9 protein-coding genes and 2 pseudogenes are annotated in these 16,119 nt (G+C 34.0%); 4 read left to right on the forward strand and 7 right to left on the reverse strand.

Translation table 11 applies throughout. The features are described 5' to 3' along the window. Positions 1 to 75 precede the first annotated feature (75 nt). Positions 76 to 309, forward strand: a pseudogene (locus tag P618_RS09435) (transposase); the annotation flags it as partial. Positions 310 to 416: 107 nt separating this feature from the next. On the opposite strand, the pseudogene P618_RS09440 reads toward P618_RS09435, so the two are convergent. Continuing rightward, positions 417 to 1,075, reverse strand: a pseudogene (locus P618_RS09440) (IS5 family transposase). Between the two features lie 209 nt (positions 1,076 to 1,284). Here P618_RS09440 and yajC point away from each other — a divergent pair. Both yajC and P618_RS04375 read left to right on the forward strand, forming a co-directional pair. After that, positions 1,285 to 1,560, forward strand: a complete 276-nt coding sequence (gene yajC / locus P618_RS04370; RefSeq protein WP_021827043.1) for a preprotein translocase subunit YajC — start codon at positions 1,285 to 1,287, stop codon at positions 1,558 to 1,560. Positions 1,561 to 1,616: 56 nt separating this feature from the next. Next, positions 1,617 to 2,696, forward strand: a complete 1,080-nt coding sequence (locus tag P618_RS04375; RefSeq protein ID WP_021827044.1) for a D-alanine--D-alanine ligase family protein — start codon at positions 1,617 to 1,619, stop codon at positions 2,694 to 2,696. A gap of 527 nt (positions 2,697 to 3,223) precedes the next feature. Here P618_RS04375 and P618_RS09445 read toward each other — a convergent pair. From P618_RS09445 to P618_RS04405, 6 genes are all read right to left on the reverse strand, one after another. Beyond that, on the reverse strand, positions 3,224 to 3,397 hold the full coding sequence (locus P618_RS09445; protein ID WP_021827045.1) for a transposase: 174 nt from the start codon (positions 3,395 to 3,397) through the stop codon (positions 3,224 to 3,226). 1,012 nt (positions 3,398 to 4,409) lie between these two features. Beyond that, positions 4,410 to 6,020, reverse strand: a complete 1,611-nt coding sequence (locus tag P618_RS04385) for a Mur ligase family protein (protein ID WP_021827047.1) — start codon at positions 6,018 to 6,020, stop codon at positions 4,410 to 4,412. Next, a complete protein-coding gene (locus tag P618_RS04390; protein WP_021827048.1) occupies positions 6,017 to 6,286 on the reverse strand; it encodes a BolA family protein in 270 nt (89 codons plus the stop codon). Before P618_RS04390 ends, P618_RS04385 begins: the two co-directional genes overlap by 4 nt. 91 nt (positions 6,287 to 6,377) lie before the next feature. Then, the gene (locus P618_RS04395; protein ID WP_021827049.1) at positions 6,378 to 7,154 is read right to left on the reverse strand and encodes a phosphoribosylaminoimidazolesuccinocarboxamide synthase; all 777 of its coding nucleotides are present in this window, start codon (positions 7,152 to 7,154) and stop codon (positions 6,378 to 6,380) included. 305 nt (positions 7,155 to 7,459) lie between these two features. Then, positions 7,460 to 8,362 (reverse strand): RluA family pseudouridine synthase, encoded by a 903-nt coding sequence (locus P618_RS04400; protein ID WP_021827050.1) that lies wholly within the window; start codon positions 8,360 to 8,362, stop codon positions 7,460 to 7,462. A gap of 1,339 nt (positions 8,363 to 9,701) precedes the next feature. Next, positions 9,702 to 12,758 (reverse strand): hypothetical protein, encoded by a 3,057-nt coding sequence (locus tag P618_RS04405; protein ID WP_024161206.1) that lies wholly within the window; start codon positions 12,756 to 12,758, stop codon positions 9,702 to 9,704. A gap of 577 nt (positions 12,759 to 13,335) precedes the next feature. Between P618_RS04405 and secA the strand changes: the two genes are divergently transcribed. Beyond that, the gene (gene secA / locus P618_RS04410; RefSeq protein ID WP_021827052.1) at positions 13,336 to 16,110 is read left to right on the forward strand and encodes a preprotein translocase subunit SecA; all 2,775 of its coding nucleotides are present in this window, start codon (positions 13,336 to 13,338) and stop codon (positions 16,108 to 16,110) included. The last annotated feature ends 9 nt before the right edge of the window (positions 16,111 to 16,119 follow it).

Genomic DNA, 16,119 nt, shown 5'->3' on the forward strand with positions numbered 1-16,119 from the left:
AACATTTGCAAAAATAGAGAATGAGGCAAAAAAAGTGAAAAACTTTTTGGTAAAAAGAGCGGTAAATATTACGAAAGAACTCATATTGTAGCGAATTTATTAAATAATAAAGCGATTGCTCCAATGGTTTTTAACGGTTTTTGTAACAGACAATTATTCGAAGTTTGGGTACCGCAGTTATTGATTACGGAATTAGAATCTGGGCAAATTGTAATAATGGATAATGCTTCATTTCATAAATCTCAAAAAACCAGGGAATTACTTGAATCTCTCGGTTGTAAGGAGTACCACCTTATTCACCTGTTTTAAATTCAATCGAGAAATTTTGGGCACATATGAAGCTATGGATTAGGAAGTAAATTGAGTTCTTCCAGGGCTTATATCAGTAAACTGGCGCCTCTTTTCTTTATCACAATTTAACTGTTTTTAATATAGCGTGTGGCAACGACGCGGTACTGCCTTAAGTTTAGCAAAATTAAAATTCTCGATCAAATAACGAGCTTTATAAAGATATTTATCATAATTTGAGGGCTCCAAACGGTTCTTTTTAGGTGAAATCACAGCCTTACGCCCCTTTTCTTTAAGTTTTTGCGTACTCTTTCATCAGCATCGTACGCTTATCGAAAAGCACCGCATCTAGCCTTCACAAAGTGATCGGCAACCTTCCAAATCATAGTCCTGACCTTATGTAAGATAAAAAGCGACCGAATATTCCATGGGCATCACACGATGCATGAATTTTGGTGCTCAAACACCCAAAAGGAGCGTCCAATAGCTTGATTATGCTCTTTTTTTTAGAGCCTGAGCTATGTTGATGAGACCGAACAGTTTTGAATTGATCATCTCTTACTCATGATCAGCGTTTTGAGACAGGGCTTCAAAGACCTTTTTTCATACACGTCCTTTTGCTTCAACGGATAAAGCGGGTATGGGTGGCTTTAAAATCACTAAATCTACTCTGGAAAAATCACGCCAAGGAATTTTCTCCACGGTAATGGTATAAAATAGCCTCAACAAACAGGCGATTGTTCTTGGCAGCCACACTTCCTGATTTTCCAGGTAAACTCTCCTTTATCCGATCTCACTGATCATCCCGCAACGCATAACGTCTCATTTTGACATACATTTCCTTTGAATTTTTATTAAATTCTCAAAAAATATCTAAAAAAGTCAACTTAATTGAGAGTTAGCCCTAGTCAATATATTATCAATGTTTAAAAGGGTTGAATACCACGTAAACTATTGGTATACTTTCAGTGGCACTAAATTTTGGACATTTGTTTTATGGATTTTTCTCAACTTACTCAAATTACTCCTTTTATTGCATGTTTCGTTATTCTATATTTTATAGTTCTTCGTCCTCAGCAGCAAAAAATGAAAAAACATCGAGAAGTTCTTTCATCTTTAAAGCGAGGGGATAAGGTTGTTTTAGGAGGAGGTATAGAAGGAATCGTAGAAGAAGCTCCAGTTAGTATCTCTACAATTCGTGTATTGATTTCTTCGGGGGTTGTTGTAAACGTACGGCGAGATCTTATTTTGGAAGTTGTAGATATAAAATAAAGGTAATGAATTTTTCTGCTGATATCTTGTGAATAAGATAAAAAGGATGTGTTCGTATGAAAAAAATTAAATCCGTTTTAATTGTGTGTGGAGGATGTTCTCCAGAACATGAAGTAACGTTAAGGTCGTCTAGTTATGTATTGGATCATATGCCGTCAGAGACTAAGTCGTATATCTGGGGAATTGATAGAGATAATAATGGGTATGCGCTATCAGCAGAAGATATCAAGCGCAATAGTTGTATAAGTTCTGCTATAGGAGCTCCGTCTGCTTATCTTAGGAGATGTCAAGGGAGGGTAGAGTTTTGTGTAGAAAATTGTGCTCCTATAGAAATTGATATTATATTTCCTATGATTCATGGCGCAACTGGAGAAGATGGGTGTCTTCAAGGGGTTTCTAAATTTTTTGGTATTCCTTGTGTTGGCGCGGGAGTTATGGGGTCTGCTTTGTGTATGCACAAGCGCGTAACAAAACAGGTTTTGATGGCAAATAATTTGCCGGTAGTTCCTTTTGTATTTAGCCAAAGTTTTTCTGAGGTTCCTTCTTATGAACGCGTTGTAGAATTGTTAAAAAGTGAAAATTTATTCATTAAGCCTGCAGGGGCTGGTTCTTCCGTGGGAGTTTCTGATGTTTGTTGTCATTCTGAGTATGTTAAGGCAATAGAAGAGGCGTTTTGTTATGATAGAGAAGTTCTTATTGAAAAAAAAATTTTTGGAAAAGAAATAGAATGTTCGGTTTTAAACGGAAAAGCTGCTGAAATTTTAGGGGAAATAGAGCCAACGCATGGGTTTTATTCGTACGAAGCAAAATATTTAGATCCCAATGGGGCAAATTTTTATACTCCAGCCCGAATTACAGATCAGCAAGCCAATCGCGTTCGTGTTATGGCAGAGCAGGTAGCTCGCATACTGAAATGTGAGGAAATGGTTCGAGTGGATTTTTTTCTATCTCAAGACGATACTTTGTGGATTAATGAGGCGAATACTTTGCCAGGATTAACAGCGATTAGCTTTTATCCAAAGCTTTTAGAGCTTAGCGGAATTTCAGGAGTTGAGCTAGTGCGCTCTCTTTTAGAGGGAGCATTAAAGAATTATACAAATTCTTTAACCTTTTTAACAACTGTTCCCTGTTTTTGAGGTAAAAAAACGATGTTTCCCCGTTTGACTTATGTTGAAAATGCAATTTTTAAAAATAGAAGATTAGGATTTTAAAAGAAAAAATAGTGCAATTTAAACTTAAGTGTGTGGAGCGTATAAAATTTCTTTTTTAATTTGAATGATTTATGCGCGTCCTGCAATAAAAAAAATTGTGTATTACTGAAGATCATAAGATTTTTTGATAAGCCAACTACGTTACGCTTCATGTCTTTTTCAAAATTTTTTTTTACGCAAAGCTCCAGTTCTTGTTCAAAATTTTTGCGATGCGAATGAAGTTTAAATTATATAGTAATTTAGGTTGAATTAGGAATTTTTTAAAAAAAAGTCAGAAATCGCCAACAAAAAGTTTGCTTTTTGAGCGTTTTTTTTCGGTATAACAAAAAATTATATTCAATACAACTTAGATTATACGACTCTAATTAATTCTTCAATCTTTCCAAGTATTTTTCGCAATAACTTTATAAATGATGCTTTAGAATCGGTAATGCACACAAATATATAGTAATTTAGAGCGAAAATGGGATTTGAAAGAATGCGGCAATAGCTTCGTAAAGTTTATCAAACTGGTTAATTTGGTTAGTAACCCATTTTTTCATATTAGCCGAAAATTTTTCTATTGGATTCAAATCGGGTGAGTATGGCGGTAAAAAAATTAGTTGACAACCTACAGATTCGATCAACTTTTTTGTTCTTTATGATCTATGAAATGCAGCATTATCCATTATTACAATTTTCCCAGGTTCTAATTCTTTAATCAACATCTCTTTTACCCAAGCTTCAAATAATTTTGTATGACAAGAATCATTAAATACCCTAGGTCTTATTGATTTATGATTAACATACCCTCAGCTACAATATTTACCGCTCTTTTTGGCAGAAAGCTTTTTTCCTTTCTTTCCCATCCTGCGTTCTGAACAAATGGTCGTCTCAATACAGCTTTCATCAATGTATGCAAGACTTTCTGACGGTATACCTTTTATAGTTTCTTTATATCGCTCTCGTTTTTCTTAGCTTGCTTGCAAGTAGGTGCTAGTTTTTTTATAGCTAAAGCCTAGCTTCTTTAATCGTCGATACACAGAAATATTAGCATTAAATAGTTTTGCTATCTTCTGCTCATTTTTTATCTTCATTGGCCTTCAACATAAACCTTTAGCTTTTCTGGGTCTATTTCGCCCTTTCTGCCTAAAAGTCGCCTGCTTCTTGGTACATGATCCACCACCTGCTTACGCTACTTTTACTCACTTTAAATATCTTGAATGTCGTGTTTTGATTGTTAACAAGTAATATATTCTATTACTTTCTCCCTTAGATCTAAGCTGTACTGTTTCTTTGTCATTTTTTCTTAAAATAGTATCTCCTTGTTCCGCTTTCAAGCTAAATTATTGTAGTATTTTTTTCTAGAAATCATATTTATCTTCGTAAAGTTTCACTTAATTTACTATAACACACGCATAAAACTTCATATACAAAAGACTTCGACAAAGCCTTCTGTAGCCCCCCCAAAAAAAAGTTATACTTTTTGAAAAGCAACTTCAAATAAAGCGCCAATTTATCCAAAAAAAGACGCTGTTATGTCCTTGAATTTTTACTACTCTTAGCGTATCGTAAGAGCCGAAATTCTTTTTGATTCGAAAACCTCTACAGAATTTAAACAGCTTTTAACTTTCTCTAAAATTGATACTGCACCGTAGGTCACTGAATAATAGAATCTTTGTTCAATTTTTTCATACGTTCATGAACCACTTGATTATCTTGAAATACTCTTTTTTCATCTCTTACCCACTGAAAAGCTTCATGCCCCTTTCCTGCTATCAGTAGTATATCTCCTTGCTTCATGTAAGAGATAGCTGCTTCTATTGCTGTACGCCGACATCTGATACGCTGCGCGTTAGGGCACCCCCTTTGAATATCATTCAAAATTTTTTCAGGGTCTTCATATCGAGGATTGTCGTCCGTAATAATTACCCAATGCGCATTTTCTTGTGCAATTTTTCCCATTTTTTCACGTTTTTCTTTATCGCGCTCTCCACCACATCCAAAAACAACTCCTAAACGTTCTGGCTTCAAAGCTTTTAATGTTCTTAAAACTTGATAAAGTGCATCAGGTGTATGAGCGTAATCTATATAAATCCCTCCCCCACCCAACGGTCCATCACACACTTTCTCTAATCTACCGGAGGGCGTTTGGATAGAGCCAGAAGCAATTATATGAAAAGCATCATCTAAATTTCCTCCTAATAAATAAAATGCCCCCAGTGCGGCAACAAGATTTTCACACTGAAAAGATCCCACTAAAGGTATAATTCCGCGCCATACGTAGCTATCAATGCGGATTAACACCTCTGCTCCTTTACAAGACTGTTTATAAATAAAGCATTCTGCCCACAAAGATGTATTTTTTCCTAACCCATAACATAATACGTCACACTGCATCTGCGATAAAAACGATTGTTGAAATTCTTTTTCAAGAGATCGTAAGCCCCCTGCTCTACTGCTAGATAAATCAGAAAACGTTATGTCTGAAGGTGTATTTTGCCCATACGAGACACTCGAAGAATCCATAAGCATAAATTTCCGATACACAGTGTCATTAACAAGCCAGGCTTTCTTACATAAGCTTCCAAGAGAAAATTTAGCACTCCAGTACGCTTCCATAGTTTTATGGTAATCTAAATGGTCTTGAGAGAAACTTGTCCATATTCCAATATCTACGGCATCAGCAGGAATCCGAAGCTGTTGTAATCCGTGACTACTGGCCTCGTAAGCAAAATGTTGAATTTTTTTTTTCGCACTTGTGTGTAGCACGCAAGATAGCGTTAAATAGTCAGCTGTATTGATATAAGAAGAAGAAAAATCAAAGTTTAAATTTCCTTGTATTCCTAACGTCCCCATAGAAACGTAAGGTATTTTAGATGTCTTCCACAATTGAGATAAAAACGAAACAGTCGAAGTTTTTCCATTCGTTCCTGTCACAGCACATTTTGAAGAAGGGCGTCCTGGATAAAATACGTTAGCCAAAATTTCCACGGTATTTTTAGGAAAATTTTGAAAAATACACACCTGATTGAGGCAATTTGGATTTTGAAAGCACCGATAGTTACTACCCCAGGCCAATATTACCCGCACCCCCTTTTCCCACGCCATATAAGCAAGATCTTCTACCGTATATTGAGCACTAGGAGAAGCCCAAAACAAAACATCAGGCCCTGAACGCTCTGAGTGCAAAGATACATCAGAAAAATTTTCTTGAATTATTCCTAAATTCACTCCAAGTGCACAACAGACATCTTGAAGTGTTATCATAAAGAAGCTTCTTTCTGGGTTTGGGTATTCAAAGATAACGCATGAATGCGATGACCTATGTGCCCTTCTAAAATTTTATAAACCTGTTTATGCCTATCCAACAGCGCAATATTTTGAAATAACTCTGTTACGATATGTGCATGAAGGTGCTGATCATCTCCTTTGAAATCCTCTACCTTAACATACGCCCCAGGAAAAGCTTTTAACAGTGTATCGTGCAGCCAATCTACATTAGTTTTAAAAATCGAAATATCGGTAGTGCTCATCGTCAATTCTCCTTTTTAAACTTTTTACAAAAAAATTATGATAATATTTAAAAGTCAATAAAAAAAGAACCCCTCATTCAATGACGTATCTTCACAAATAATCTTGGGAACTTTCTTTGATTTGAAACGGTAAAACTTGCGAACGACTGGGCCCTTCTAACCCGATTCCTAATCGCGCTGCAATAGTGCGATAATGTAAATTTGGAGGATACACAGCATTAGTAATGTTTTCTCCCCCTAACACCATATTCGTATCCAAATCTAAAACTGAAAAAGATTCCGGAGAAAAATCTCCGCACAATAAAAATGGAGTGTCCGAGCTATAGTTAAATCCACATCCTAACTGAAGTTTTATTTCCATTAACTGAAATCTCATAGCAATACAAATTCCTTTTACAGAATCAACAATTCTAAGAATAGTATTGTGAAGCTCATCAAGATCCTGCATTTCTAACATAGAGAACGCTGAAAGATGAGTTTCGTTTAACAAGCGCCCAGAACCAAGATGAACATACTCGATAATAGGCCTAGAAAACACAGAATGAGGCGCAACATTAAAGTCTTTCGCCCAAATCGAAGAAGCCATACACACAACGCGAACACAAAAATCTAAAGGAAGCGTAAAGTGCATCAAAGACTGACGCATATTAAGCATACGAATAAAATGTGTTGGAATATTCAATTGCTGGAACTTAGAGAAAAAAAAACCTGAAACTCGATGATTAATAACTCCTTTTCCAGGAAGTTCCAACTCTTTTCCAGAAATGGGACAAGCAATAATGTCCGTAAAGTAATGAAAACACTCCGTTTCTTTAGAAGCAGCGTACACAATACGTCCTGGATTTTGGCTAATAATTTTTTTTTCCATACACTCTTCTACACAAAGCAGTATACATTCATTTTACATTTTTTGAAAAAATAAGCAAGTGAAGCGACACGTTCAATCATAAAAAAACTAGAAAAAACTTTATTCTACCTATCGTGAGGGCATTTTATTCAAATTTTTTTGAACAAAAATTTGAATTTATACAGCCAGTTACAACTAAACTTAACGATTTTTGTATTTATACTATACGAAAATCAATCAAAAAAATAAAAAATATTAATAGATTTCAGAAATGTACAGAATATTTTTCAAAATAAAATATTAACTTATTTCAATTTTATTAAAAATCAAAGATTCGTAAAAAAATCCTCCCCAGCTTCGCACTCTATCAAAATAGGACGCTCTTCATAAAAAAATGAAAGGTTACAACAGTGTAATTTTAAATTGATTGACGTATCTTTTTCACATAAAGGATCGTAAATTTTATCTCCAATTATCGGATGTTTAATGTGACTTAAGTGTACGCGCAACTGATGCTTTCTTCCTGTGCGTGGACAAAGCTCTAACCATGTATATTCAAAAGGAGATCGATAAACTTTACGTCGAAAATATTCAGTATGACATGCCAGTGATTTAGGTGTTTTTTCATGACACACTTTAACCCCAAACGTACATTGAATCAAAGGAGCTTGAATATGACCTTGAACATTTTTAACTTTACCGTGCACAAGTGCCCAATATCGTTTCTGAATAGCTCCTTCTTTCATCATATTCCCTAAGATTGATGCAGCATGGGGAGTTTTGGCAATAATGAGAGCGCCACTTACCGGCTTATCTAATCGATGAACAAGATGAACAGGGTGTCCGGCCCACCTAGACATCAAATCGTCAATACTTAGTATTTGATTAGTTCCTTTTTGACAAGAAATTCCAGCAGGTTTTCGTATAATCCAAAAATCTTTATGTGTGTAAATAATCCAATTAGAAACTTTTTCTCTCCAATGATCGCACAACTTATCTTCAGAAAATTGAAAAATGTTCATTTTCTGTAACCATCCAGGGTACACATAAATCGTATCACTTTGATTTAATCGATAATTTGAAGAAATTTTTTTTTGGTTTACACGTATATCTCCAATACGCAATGCTTTTTGAATAGCAGAATAAGGAATTTGAGGCCATTCATGATGAACCCATTTGTCGATTCTTTGATCTGAACGAGCAATAAAAAGAGAATCATTATGTGTCATATTTTGTGGAATTTTTTTTATCACGTCGAAGGGTAACATAACTTAAGCTAAATTCAAACTACAAAATTTATTTATGTATAAAAAAAATTATTTACGTATAATTATCTGCTACATAATGCACAAAAAAAATTATTTACGTATAATTATCTGCTACATAATGCACCGTTTATTCTCTAAAAAAATTTTCCTTTTATTCTTGATCCTAAACAATTTTTTTGGATCTTTATACAAAATCATTCTTCGTATTCACAACGTGTTACGATGATGCTAAATTTTAGAGGATAGTTTTTGTGAGTATTGAAAAGTCACTCACTCATCACTTTGAATCTTTTGATATCACCAAACATGTGTTCGATCTAGATCTCTGACTTTAATCTCAAGACATGAAAAATCTATATTTTCTTTGATGCGAATGTATAAAAATTCCGTAGTCATACTCCTTTTTCAAAGATCGTAATACTGTGATAGCCCTGATTTTTTTGAAAAAACGTTTCTATCTTCAAAATTCTGAAATCTCCCCCCTGTGTATCGTGATAAAAGCGAAATAGAGATAGGGTAATTTAAATTGAATTAGGTATTTTTAAAAAAGTAAGAAAATAGCGAAAAAAGGATGATTTTTTTCACTATAACGAAAAATGGTACCCAATTTAAAATAAAATCAAATATTACAGCATGAAAAAAAATCAAAAATTTTATAGAGTAAGAAACGTTGAATCGATTACAAAATAAACAATAGTATTTCTAATCTAGTGAGCAATCAGTCCCGTAGCACCGATGAGTTTTAACGACCGTTGTCAGGAGATGAGTTAAAATTTGGGGAAAAACGTTTTATCAAAAAGCGAACTCTTAAGCGGTCACAATAAAATTATGCCGCGTTTTACCCCTCTAAAAAAAATGAATAGATAATTTGTAGAGTGCAATCTTAATCTTCTTTTCGTCATATTTTCCAGATTTAAGTCCCATTGAGAAATTTCATAGTACAAATTAAGTTGAGATTTTTGAATAAATAAAACGCGACACTCAGTTAAGCAAAGCGAGAGGCTCTTGGCTATAGAATCTTAGAATTTCTTTCTAGAACTAGAAATCACAACAACTTAATTTACTCTACTCATTAAGGCCTCTCCTGAAGACAAGGCTTGAACAGAAAAGGATTAGGCACACAGTGATTCTAAAAATTTTTATCCAGAAATACACTCAATGTAACCTAAACGTTTGAACGTCAGTAAGATAACAAAATAATTTTAATGTTTTAGTTACAAATGATGAACCATATAAAGCATCCTGTCAGGACATGAAGAGCGCGCTACTCAAACCGCAGTATGCTCCATATGGTACTTATTCATTGATTAGGAGCTGGGCATTCTCCAAAATCTAAGCCAATAATAGTCTTTCCGTGCATTTCTGCGTATGCTAATCGTAAACTGAGCAAAGTTCCGTACGCACACCGTGCTTTTGGAAAATTGTCTAAATCTAGAGAACCGTTATGACCTTCGTGAAGAATTTCCCACAATCGATACACCATTCGATCTGGATTGTAAGGTTCAAGATCTTTTGCTAGCCTTTTTTCTTCTACACTTTGTGTTTTGATGCCGTCATGTAACGTTGTGTCATTTTTGTATCTGGTTAACGTATAAATATTTACGATTAATTGATCGAGGTCTCTTTTTAAATTTTCAAGAAATTTTTCTGGCTCCGCACACTTGTTTGAAATTTTCATCGTATTTTCACCCATGAGTAAATTCAAAAGATCTTCCACTAAATCTCTGTATCCTGCATTTCGCGCCCGATCATCCATCTTTTTTGCATCAAATTTTTTTGGATCAGGAATCATAGAGCGTTCAAAGGCATCATGAACTGAAGCGTGATCATAGCCGTATCCTTGAAAAAGATTGTATCCTGACGACTTCCAGTTTAAAGAATGACAAAACTCTCCTAATAAAAGAGCTCCGTCTTTCCAGGCAGTTCTATCTTCTTCACTAAATTTTTGCATTTTTGCAAGTGGGCAAATTAAGTTTGCACGAATGCGACTAATATCAAGTGTTCGTTCAAAATAATAACCTAACATCTGTCTTAAATACTTTTTTAATCTTCCTGCCATGTCGTCTTTAAAAGTTTTAAGAATCAAACTTTCGTACCCTTGGGTTAATCCAAAAGCTCCCTTATTATGAACTATGTTTAAGTATTCCATAGCGTTTTGAATATTATTTACGTGAGAATAATCTTCCTCTTTAGCGTTGGAGTGTACAATTTTAATGAAATGCATCAAAAGACGTTGAGTTTTTTTCAAATCTTGTAAGTGGGGTGGATCATTATAAAAATGATCTAACACACACCAATCATAGAAATTTTGTTTGCTTCCCAGAGCAAGTACTGATTCTGTGCTGCGCTGTGGATTGATTTGTTTTAAGTTCACACAAAGCGCATCTTGATCTTTTTTTTGAAACGTAACGACATGAGAAGAGACAAGTTTTGTAAAGTTTTTCGCATAGTCTTTTCCTTTTTTCTTTTCGATAAACCCAAATGTCAAATTAGCAAAATTTGCTACTTCTGAAGAGGACAAACAATTTATGAGTAGCTCTTTTATTTGGTCCTGATCAGAAAAATCGTCTTTTAATGCAAGAATAGGAATAGGCTTAGTGTCAATGTCGTCCAATAAATTTTTTGAAAAAATTAAATATTCCAAAATTTCTGGTTTTAATCGCAGAGAAAGCAGCGGAAAACGCTCCAAAATTTCTTTTTTTTCATAATATTCACAAAATTCCGTAACAAAATTTTTAAAATTTAAATTATTTAATTTATTTGCTTCTTCAAAATTAAGATTTTCAAAGAAATCTTTACAGAATTTATTAAAGGTGCTTGAAGGCAGCTTATGTTTTATTTTACGAAAAAAAGATGCAAGAATTAGACGTTTGACATAGCTTAATTTATTACTATCTAACGTATCTATCACGTTTTGAAAAATATTTGAAAGAGGTTTTGGATCTAAGCAGGAAAAAAAATTAAAAAAATTTTTAAATTGTTCTTCATGAACCTGAGTAATTCTTGAAAAATTAATTTCTTGAACTGTATCTAACAAAGGTTGCTCTTCATCAGAACTACAAAGTGCACCTAAAAAATTTACAAAATTAACGTCATCTAAGTAATTTACTTGCTGTATAATATGATCAAAAACTTCCAAAGGAATATTTTGTTTAGACTTGCAAAAATTAGAAAAAATTTTATGTAATACTATTCCTGATTGTATTGTGGAAAAATCTAAGCTTTTAAAAAATTCTACAGGAACCGTATGATGGCAAGAACATAATGAACATATAAGTGTTAGAAAATGGTAATCTGTTAATTTATTTATTTTACTAGTAAACTTTTCGAATCCATTTAAAGAAAACTGATGTTTAGAGTAAAAAATAGAATTTAAGACACAGACAAACTCATAGCTGTTTAAGGCATCAATTTTTTGAATCAAACTTTCAAAAAAATCAAAAGGAATTTCTAAGTTAGACTCACAGAGAAAACTCACAGTTTGTTTAAAATTTTTTCCTTCAAACCAATCAAGCATTTTTTTTCCCTTAGCAGAAGGTAAGGTAAGCTCAGATATAGATGCTTTTCTTTTTGATTGATTTGAGTAAGTAATAATTTTTACTAGATTTTGACTGTTATTTTTGATAAATTCTGTACTGAAAAAAAGATCTCCAGGCAATTTTGAATGCGTATGTTCTTTTATTTGATCAAAATCAAAGAAAAACTTCTCCAAAATATCATGGCTAAATCGAGAATCATTGTGCAAGTTTGAATCATTTTCAATTTTTTTTTTATCCGATGCATCAGGAAGAGGATTAAAATTAATTTCAAAAATTTTTTTATACAGTTCAGAATCTGTGTGAAAATCTTGCGCTTCTTTTGGAGAGCGTAAGTTTTGCGTAAAAAATTCTAAAAATTCTAAAAATTCACCAGGTTTTTCTTGATTGTTTTCAAATTTTAACATTTCATTATCTTCGAATTTTAGTGCTTTGATTACAGAATTGATATGCCCTGAATCTTCTGGTTTTTCATTAAATAAAGCTTGAAAAAACAAAGAAGAAAACAAATCTTCTTTTTCTTTTACCGCCATCGAAGATAAAACTTGTTTATAAAACTCAGAGTCTTTAGAAAAATGCTCTTTAAAAAAATTTTCAACTTTTTCGGTATTTTTTTCTTTTTTTATGATCTGCTCCAAATCTTCTAATAATTCACTAAAATTTTTTTGATTTTTCTTGAACTTTACTACCTTAACAGCAGATTGCGTATGTTCAAGATCTCTTTGCTTTCCGCCAATTAGCGCCTGAAAAGATAAAGGGAAAAAAAAAATTTGCCCACCTAATATAATAAACGGAAAAATAATTTTTGATTTTAATTTCATATACACAACACATTCAATAGTAATTGTCGGACCATGTTAAGTTAGCGTATTCGTTTTGTCAAGAAAACAACAGTTTTTTACAATATATTTGTTATGGTGAGATAATAATAATTAAAAATATACAAAGAATTATTTAAAAAAAATAGATAAAAATATTAAAGTTAATATCGATAAAAAATTTTAGGAGTGTTTAAGTGCACACCAAAGCTTTAATAACTCTTACACTTCGCTAAGAGGAATAAAAGAATTGAGTAAGTTCCATTGATTTCTTTATAGTAAATTAAATTGAAGTTTAAGAAGATACGTGTGATTTCTAAAAAAAGATTCTAAGATCGTATATCCGCCCCTATCTTCGATTAAGTGGGTGTCGTGCTTTACTCTATTCACAAAACTCAACTTAATTACTATACAGATTCATAAACACTGAAACTCTTTGGAAACTGCGGTGCTTAGGGACGTAGTTGACTTTTTTTCATTTTTTAGAATTCTGCATTGGTTTTTAAAGTATATCTGTGGCATAATGACGAACATATATACGAAGTAGAATCCTTTTTTAAGGAAGTAGATGGTCAAGATAATGTGGAAACAATGGAATCAACAATTTATAAATTTTTTTAAAAAAAATCGTAAAACTCATAAAGTGGTTCAGCGTTTACATAAAATTGTTGCCGATATCAATGCCTTGGAGCCTTACATGAAAGCTCTTAGCCAAGAGGATTTGCAACACAAAACTCAAGAATTTAAAGCTCGCCTCTTGAATGGGGATTCTTTGGATAGCTTACTTTGTGAAGCGTTTGCAGTCATTCGAGAAGCATCCGTGAGAACCTTAGGAATGCGTCATTTTGATGTTCAGCTTTTGGGGGGAATTGCGCTTCATAAAGGGATGATTGCGGAAATGAAAACAGGTGAGGGAAAAACATTAGCATCTACAGCGCCAGTTTATTTAAATGCTTTGGTCGGTGAAGGCGTTCATGTGGTTACTGTTAACGATTATCTTGCCAACCGTGACGCTGAAGCTTTGCGTCCTTTGTATAGTTTTTTGGGAATGTCTGTGGGATGTGTGACAAGTGATATGCCATTTTACGAAAAACCTCAAGCGTATCATTGCGATATCACATACGGCACTAACAATGAGTTTGGTTTTGATTTTTTACGAGATAATATGAAAACTCGTTTAGAAGATCAAGTTCAGCGCGGACATTATTTTGCGATCGTTGATGAAGTGGACAGTATTTTGATTGATGAAGCTAGAACTCCGTTGATTATTTCAGGGCCATCCGACGATTCTTCACAATTATATCAAATTTCTGATCAAGTAGTAACAAGACTTCTTCCAGAACATTATGAAAAAGATGAAAAGCAAAAAAATATTTCGTTTACTGAACAAGGCTGGGAAAAAGTAGAGCAACTTATGTCAGAATTAGACGTACTTAAAGGAGCTCCGTTATTTGATGCACAAAATACGATGCTGGTTCACCACTTAAATCAGGCTCTTAAAGCTCGAATAATGTTTGAAAGAGATATAGATTATATCGTACACAATGGGGAAGTCATTATTATTGATGAATTTACAGGGAGGATGAAAAAAGGAAGTCGGTATTCTGATGGGTTGCACCAAGCGCTGGAAGCAAAAGAAGGCGTAGAAGTTGAACCAGAAAATCAAACTTTGGCTTCAATCACCTTTCAAAATTATTTTTTAATGTATACAAAGCTCGCTGGAATGACAGGAACTGCGATGACAGAAGCTTCAGAGTTCCAAGACACTTATAGCTTACCTGTTGTCTGTGTACCAACACACCGTCCGATTTGTCGAAAAGATTTGGATGATGAAATATTTGCAACTTTTCAAGGAAAAGTAAAAGCCGTAGTTCGTCTTGTTCAAGAATGTCGAGAGCGTCAGCAACCTGTGTTAGTCGGAACCTCTAGTATTGAAAAAAGTGAAGTATTTTCTAATGCGTTTCAAAACGCAGGCATTCCACACCATGTTTTAAACGCCCGACATCATGAGCAAGAAGCAGCCATCATTGAAAGAGCAGGTCTTCCAGGGGCTGTGACCATAGCAACTAACATGGCAGGGCGTGGAACAGATATTCAGTTAGGAGGTGCAGTAGGGAGTGAATTATCTCTCCTTTTAAAAGACGTTGAAGACCCTGAAATGAGAAAAAATATTGAGCAGGAGGTTGTTTCTCGAGTTCAAGAGCGAAAGAATACTGCACTTCAGGCCGGAGGGTTATATATAGTTGGGACAGAACGTCACGAAAGTCGCCGTATTGATAACCAATTGAGAGGACGTTCCGGAAGGCAGGGAGATCCGGGAATATCTAAATTTTTTATTAGCCTTGAGGACGATTTGATGCGTGTTTTCGGTTCTAATATTGAATTTGTTAAACGATCTTTTTTGAAAGAAAATCAAGATGATAGCGTTCCTGTTACGCATCCGTGGTTAACTCGTAATATTGAAAAAGCTCAAGCAAGGGTAGAAGCTCAACACTTTGAACGTCGAAAACAGTTATTAAAGTATGCTCAGGTATTGAATGAGCATCGTAAAGTGGTTTATAAAACAAGAAATGATTTATTGCGTGGAAAAGCTTTTGAGGTATTTCAAGACATGCAGGAAGCTTTGGTACATAATCTTGTTTCTTATCACACGGATCCAAAAAAATTACCCGATTTTTGGGAATTAAAATTTTTGCAAAACGATATAAAGCGTATATTTCAGATCGATGTAAATATTGAAGAGTGGATAGAAAAAGAAGTATTGTCTCCAGAAATTTTGGAAGAGCGTATCGTAATATGTATCACACAAGCGTATCAAGAACAGGTCGAAACATTAAATGAAGAGTTGACTCAATACACAATTCAAAATATTTTATTGCAAACCTTAGATCAGGAATGGACAAAACACTTAAATGTTATGTCTCATCTAAGAGAGGGGATTCATCTTAGATCCTACGGACAAAAAGATCCGTTAAATGAATATAAGAAAGAGTCTTTTGTGCTTTTTAAATGCTTAATAGCAGAATGGCAGGAACAGTCTTTGACGCAATTTTACAATATAGACCCATCAAAACTTTTGGAAAGATGGAGCACATTACAAGATAAGGACGAGGATAAAAGTATTAAACAACTTAAAGCAATGTTGGAGGGTTTAGAAAATGGGGATGTTGGTCAATTAAAAGCGCTTTTAGAAAATTTTGAAGATGGAAACGATGATAGTGAGCTCCTGGAAACTCATGAAGAGACAGAAAAACCTGGCGCTTTAAATACAACGTATGAATCTGTTTCCAGAAATGGGCCATGTCCTTGTCAATCCGGAAAAAGATACAAACATTGCCATGGAAGCATTAGTTAAACTACAGAC

It is taken from the genome of Holospora obtusa F1, assembly GCF_000469665.2.
GTDB classification, from domain to species: Bacteria; Pseudomonadota; Alphaproteobacteria; order Holosporales; family Holosporaceae; genus Holospora; species Holospora obtusa.

What these genes read in the sequence shown, in the direction of transcription:
- P618_RS04385 (WP_021827047.1), bottom strand. Translation starts at nt 6,020, where the DNA reads ATGATAACACTTCAAGATGTCTGTTGTGCACTTGGAGTGAATTTAGGA.
- P618_RS04400 (WP_021827050.1), bottom strand. Translation starts at nt 8,362, where the DNA reads ATGACACATAATGATTCTCTTTTTATTGCTCGTTCAGATCAAAGAATC.
- yajC (WP_021827043.1), top strand. Translation starts at nt 1,285, where the DNA reads ATGGATTTTTCTCAACTTACTCAAATTACTCCTTTTATTGCATGTTTC.
- P618_RS04405 (WP_024161206.1), bottom strand. Translation starts at nt 12,758, where the DNA reads ATGAAATTAAAATCAAAAATTATTTTTCCGTTTATTATATTAGGTGGG.
- P618_RS04375 (WP_021827044.1), top strand. Translation starts at nt 1,617, where the DNA reads ATGAAAAAAATTAAATCCGTTTTAATTGTGTGTGGAGGATGTTCTCCA.
- P618_RS04395 (WP_021827049.1), bottom strand. Translation starts at nt 7,154, where the DNA reads ATGGAAAAAAAAATTATTAGCCAAAATCCAGGACGTATTGTGTACGCT.
- secA (WP_021827052.1), top strand. Translation starts at nt 13,336, where the DNA reads ATGTGGAAACAATGGAATCAACAATTTATAAATTTTTTTAAAAAAAAT.
- P618_RS04390 (WP_021827048.1), bottom strand. Translation starts at nt 6,286, where the DNA reads ATGAGCACTACCGATATTTCGATTTTTAAAACTAATGTAGATTGGCTG.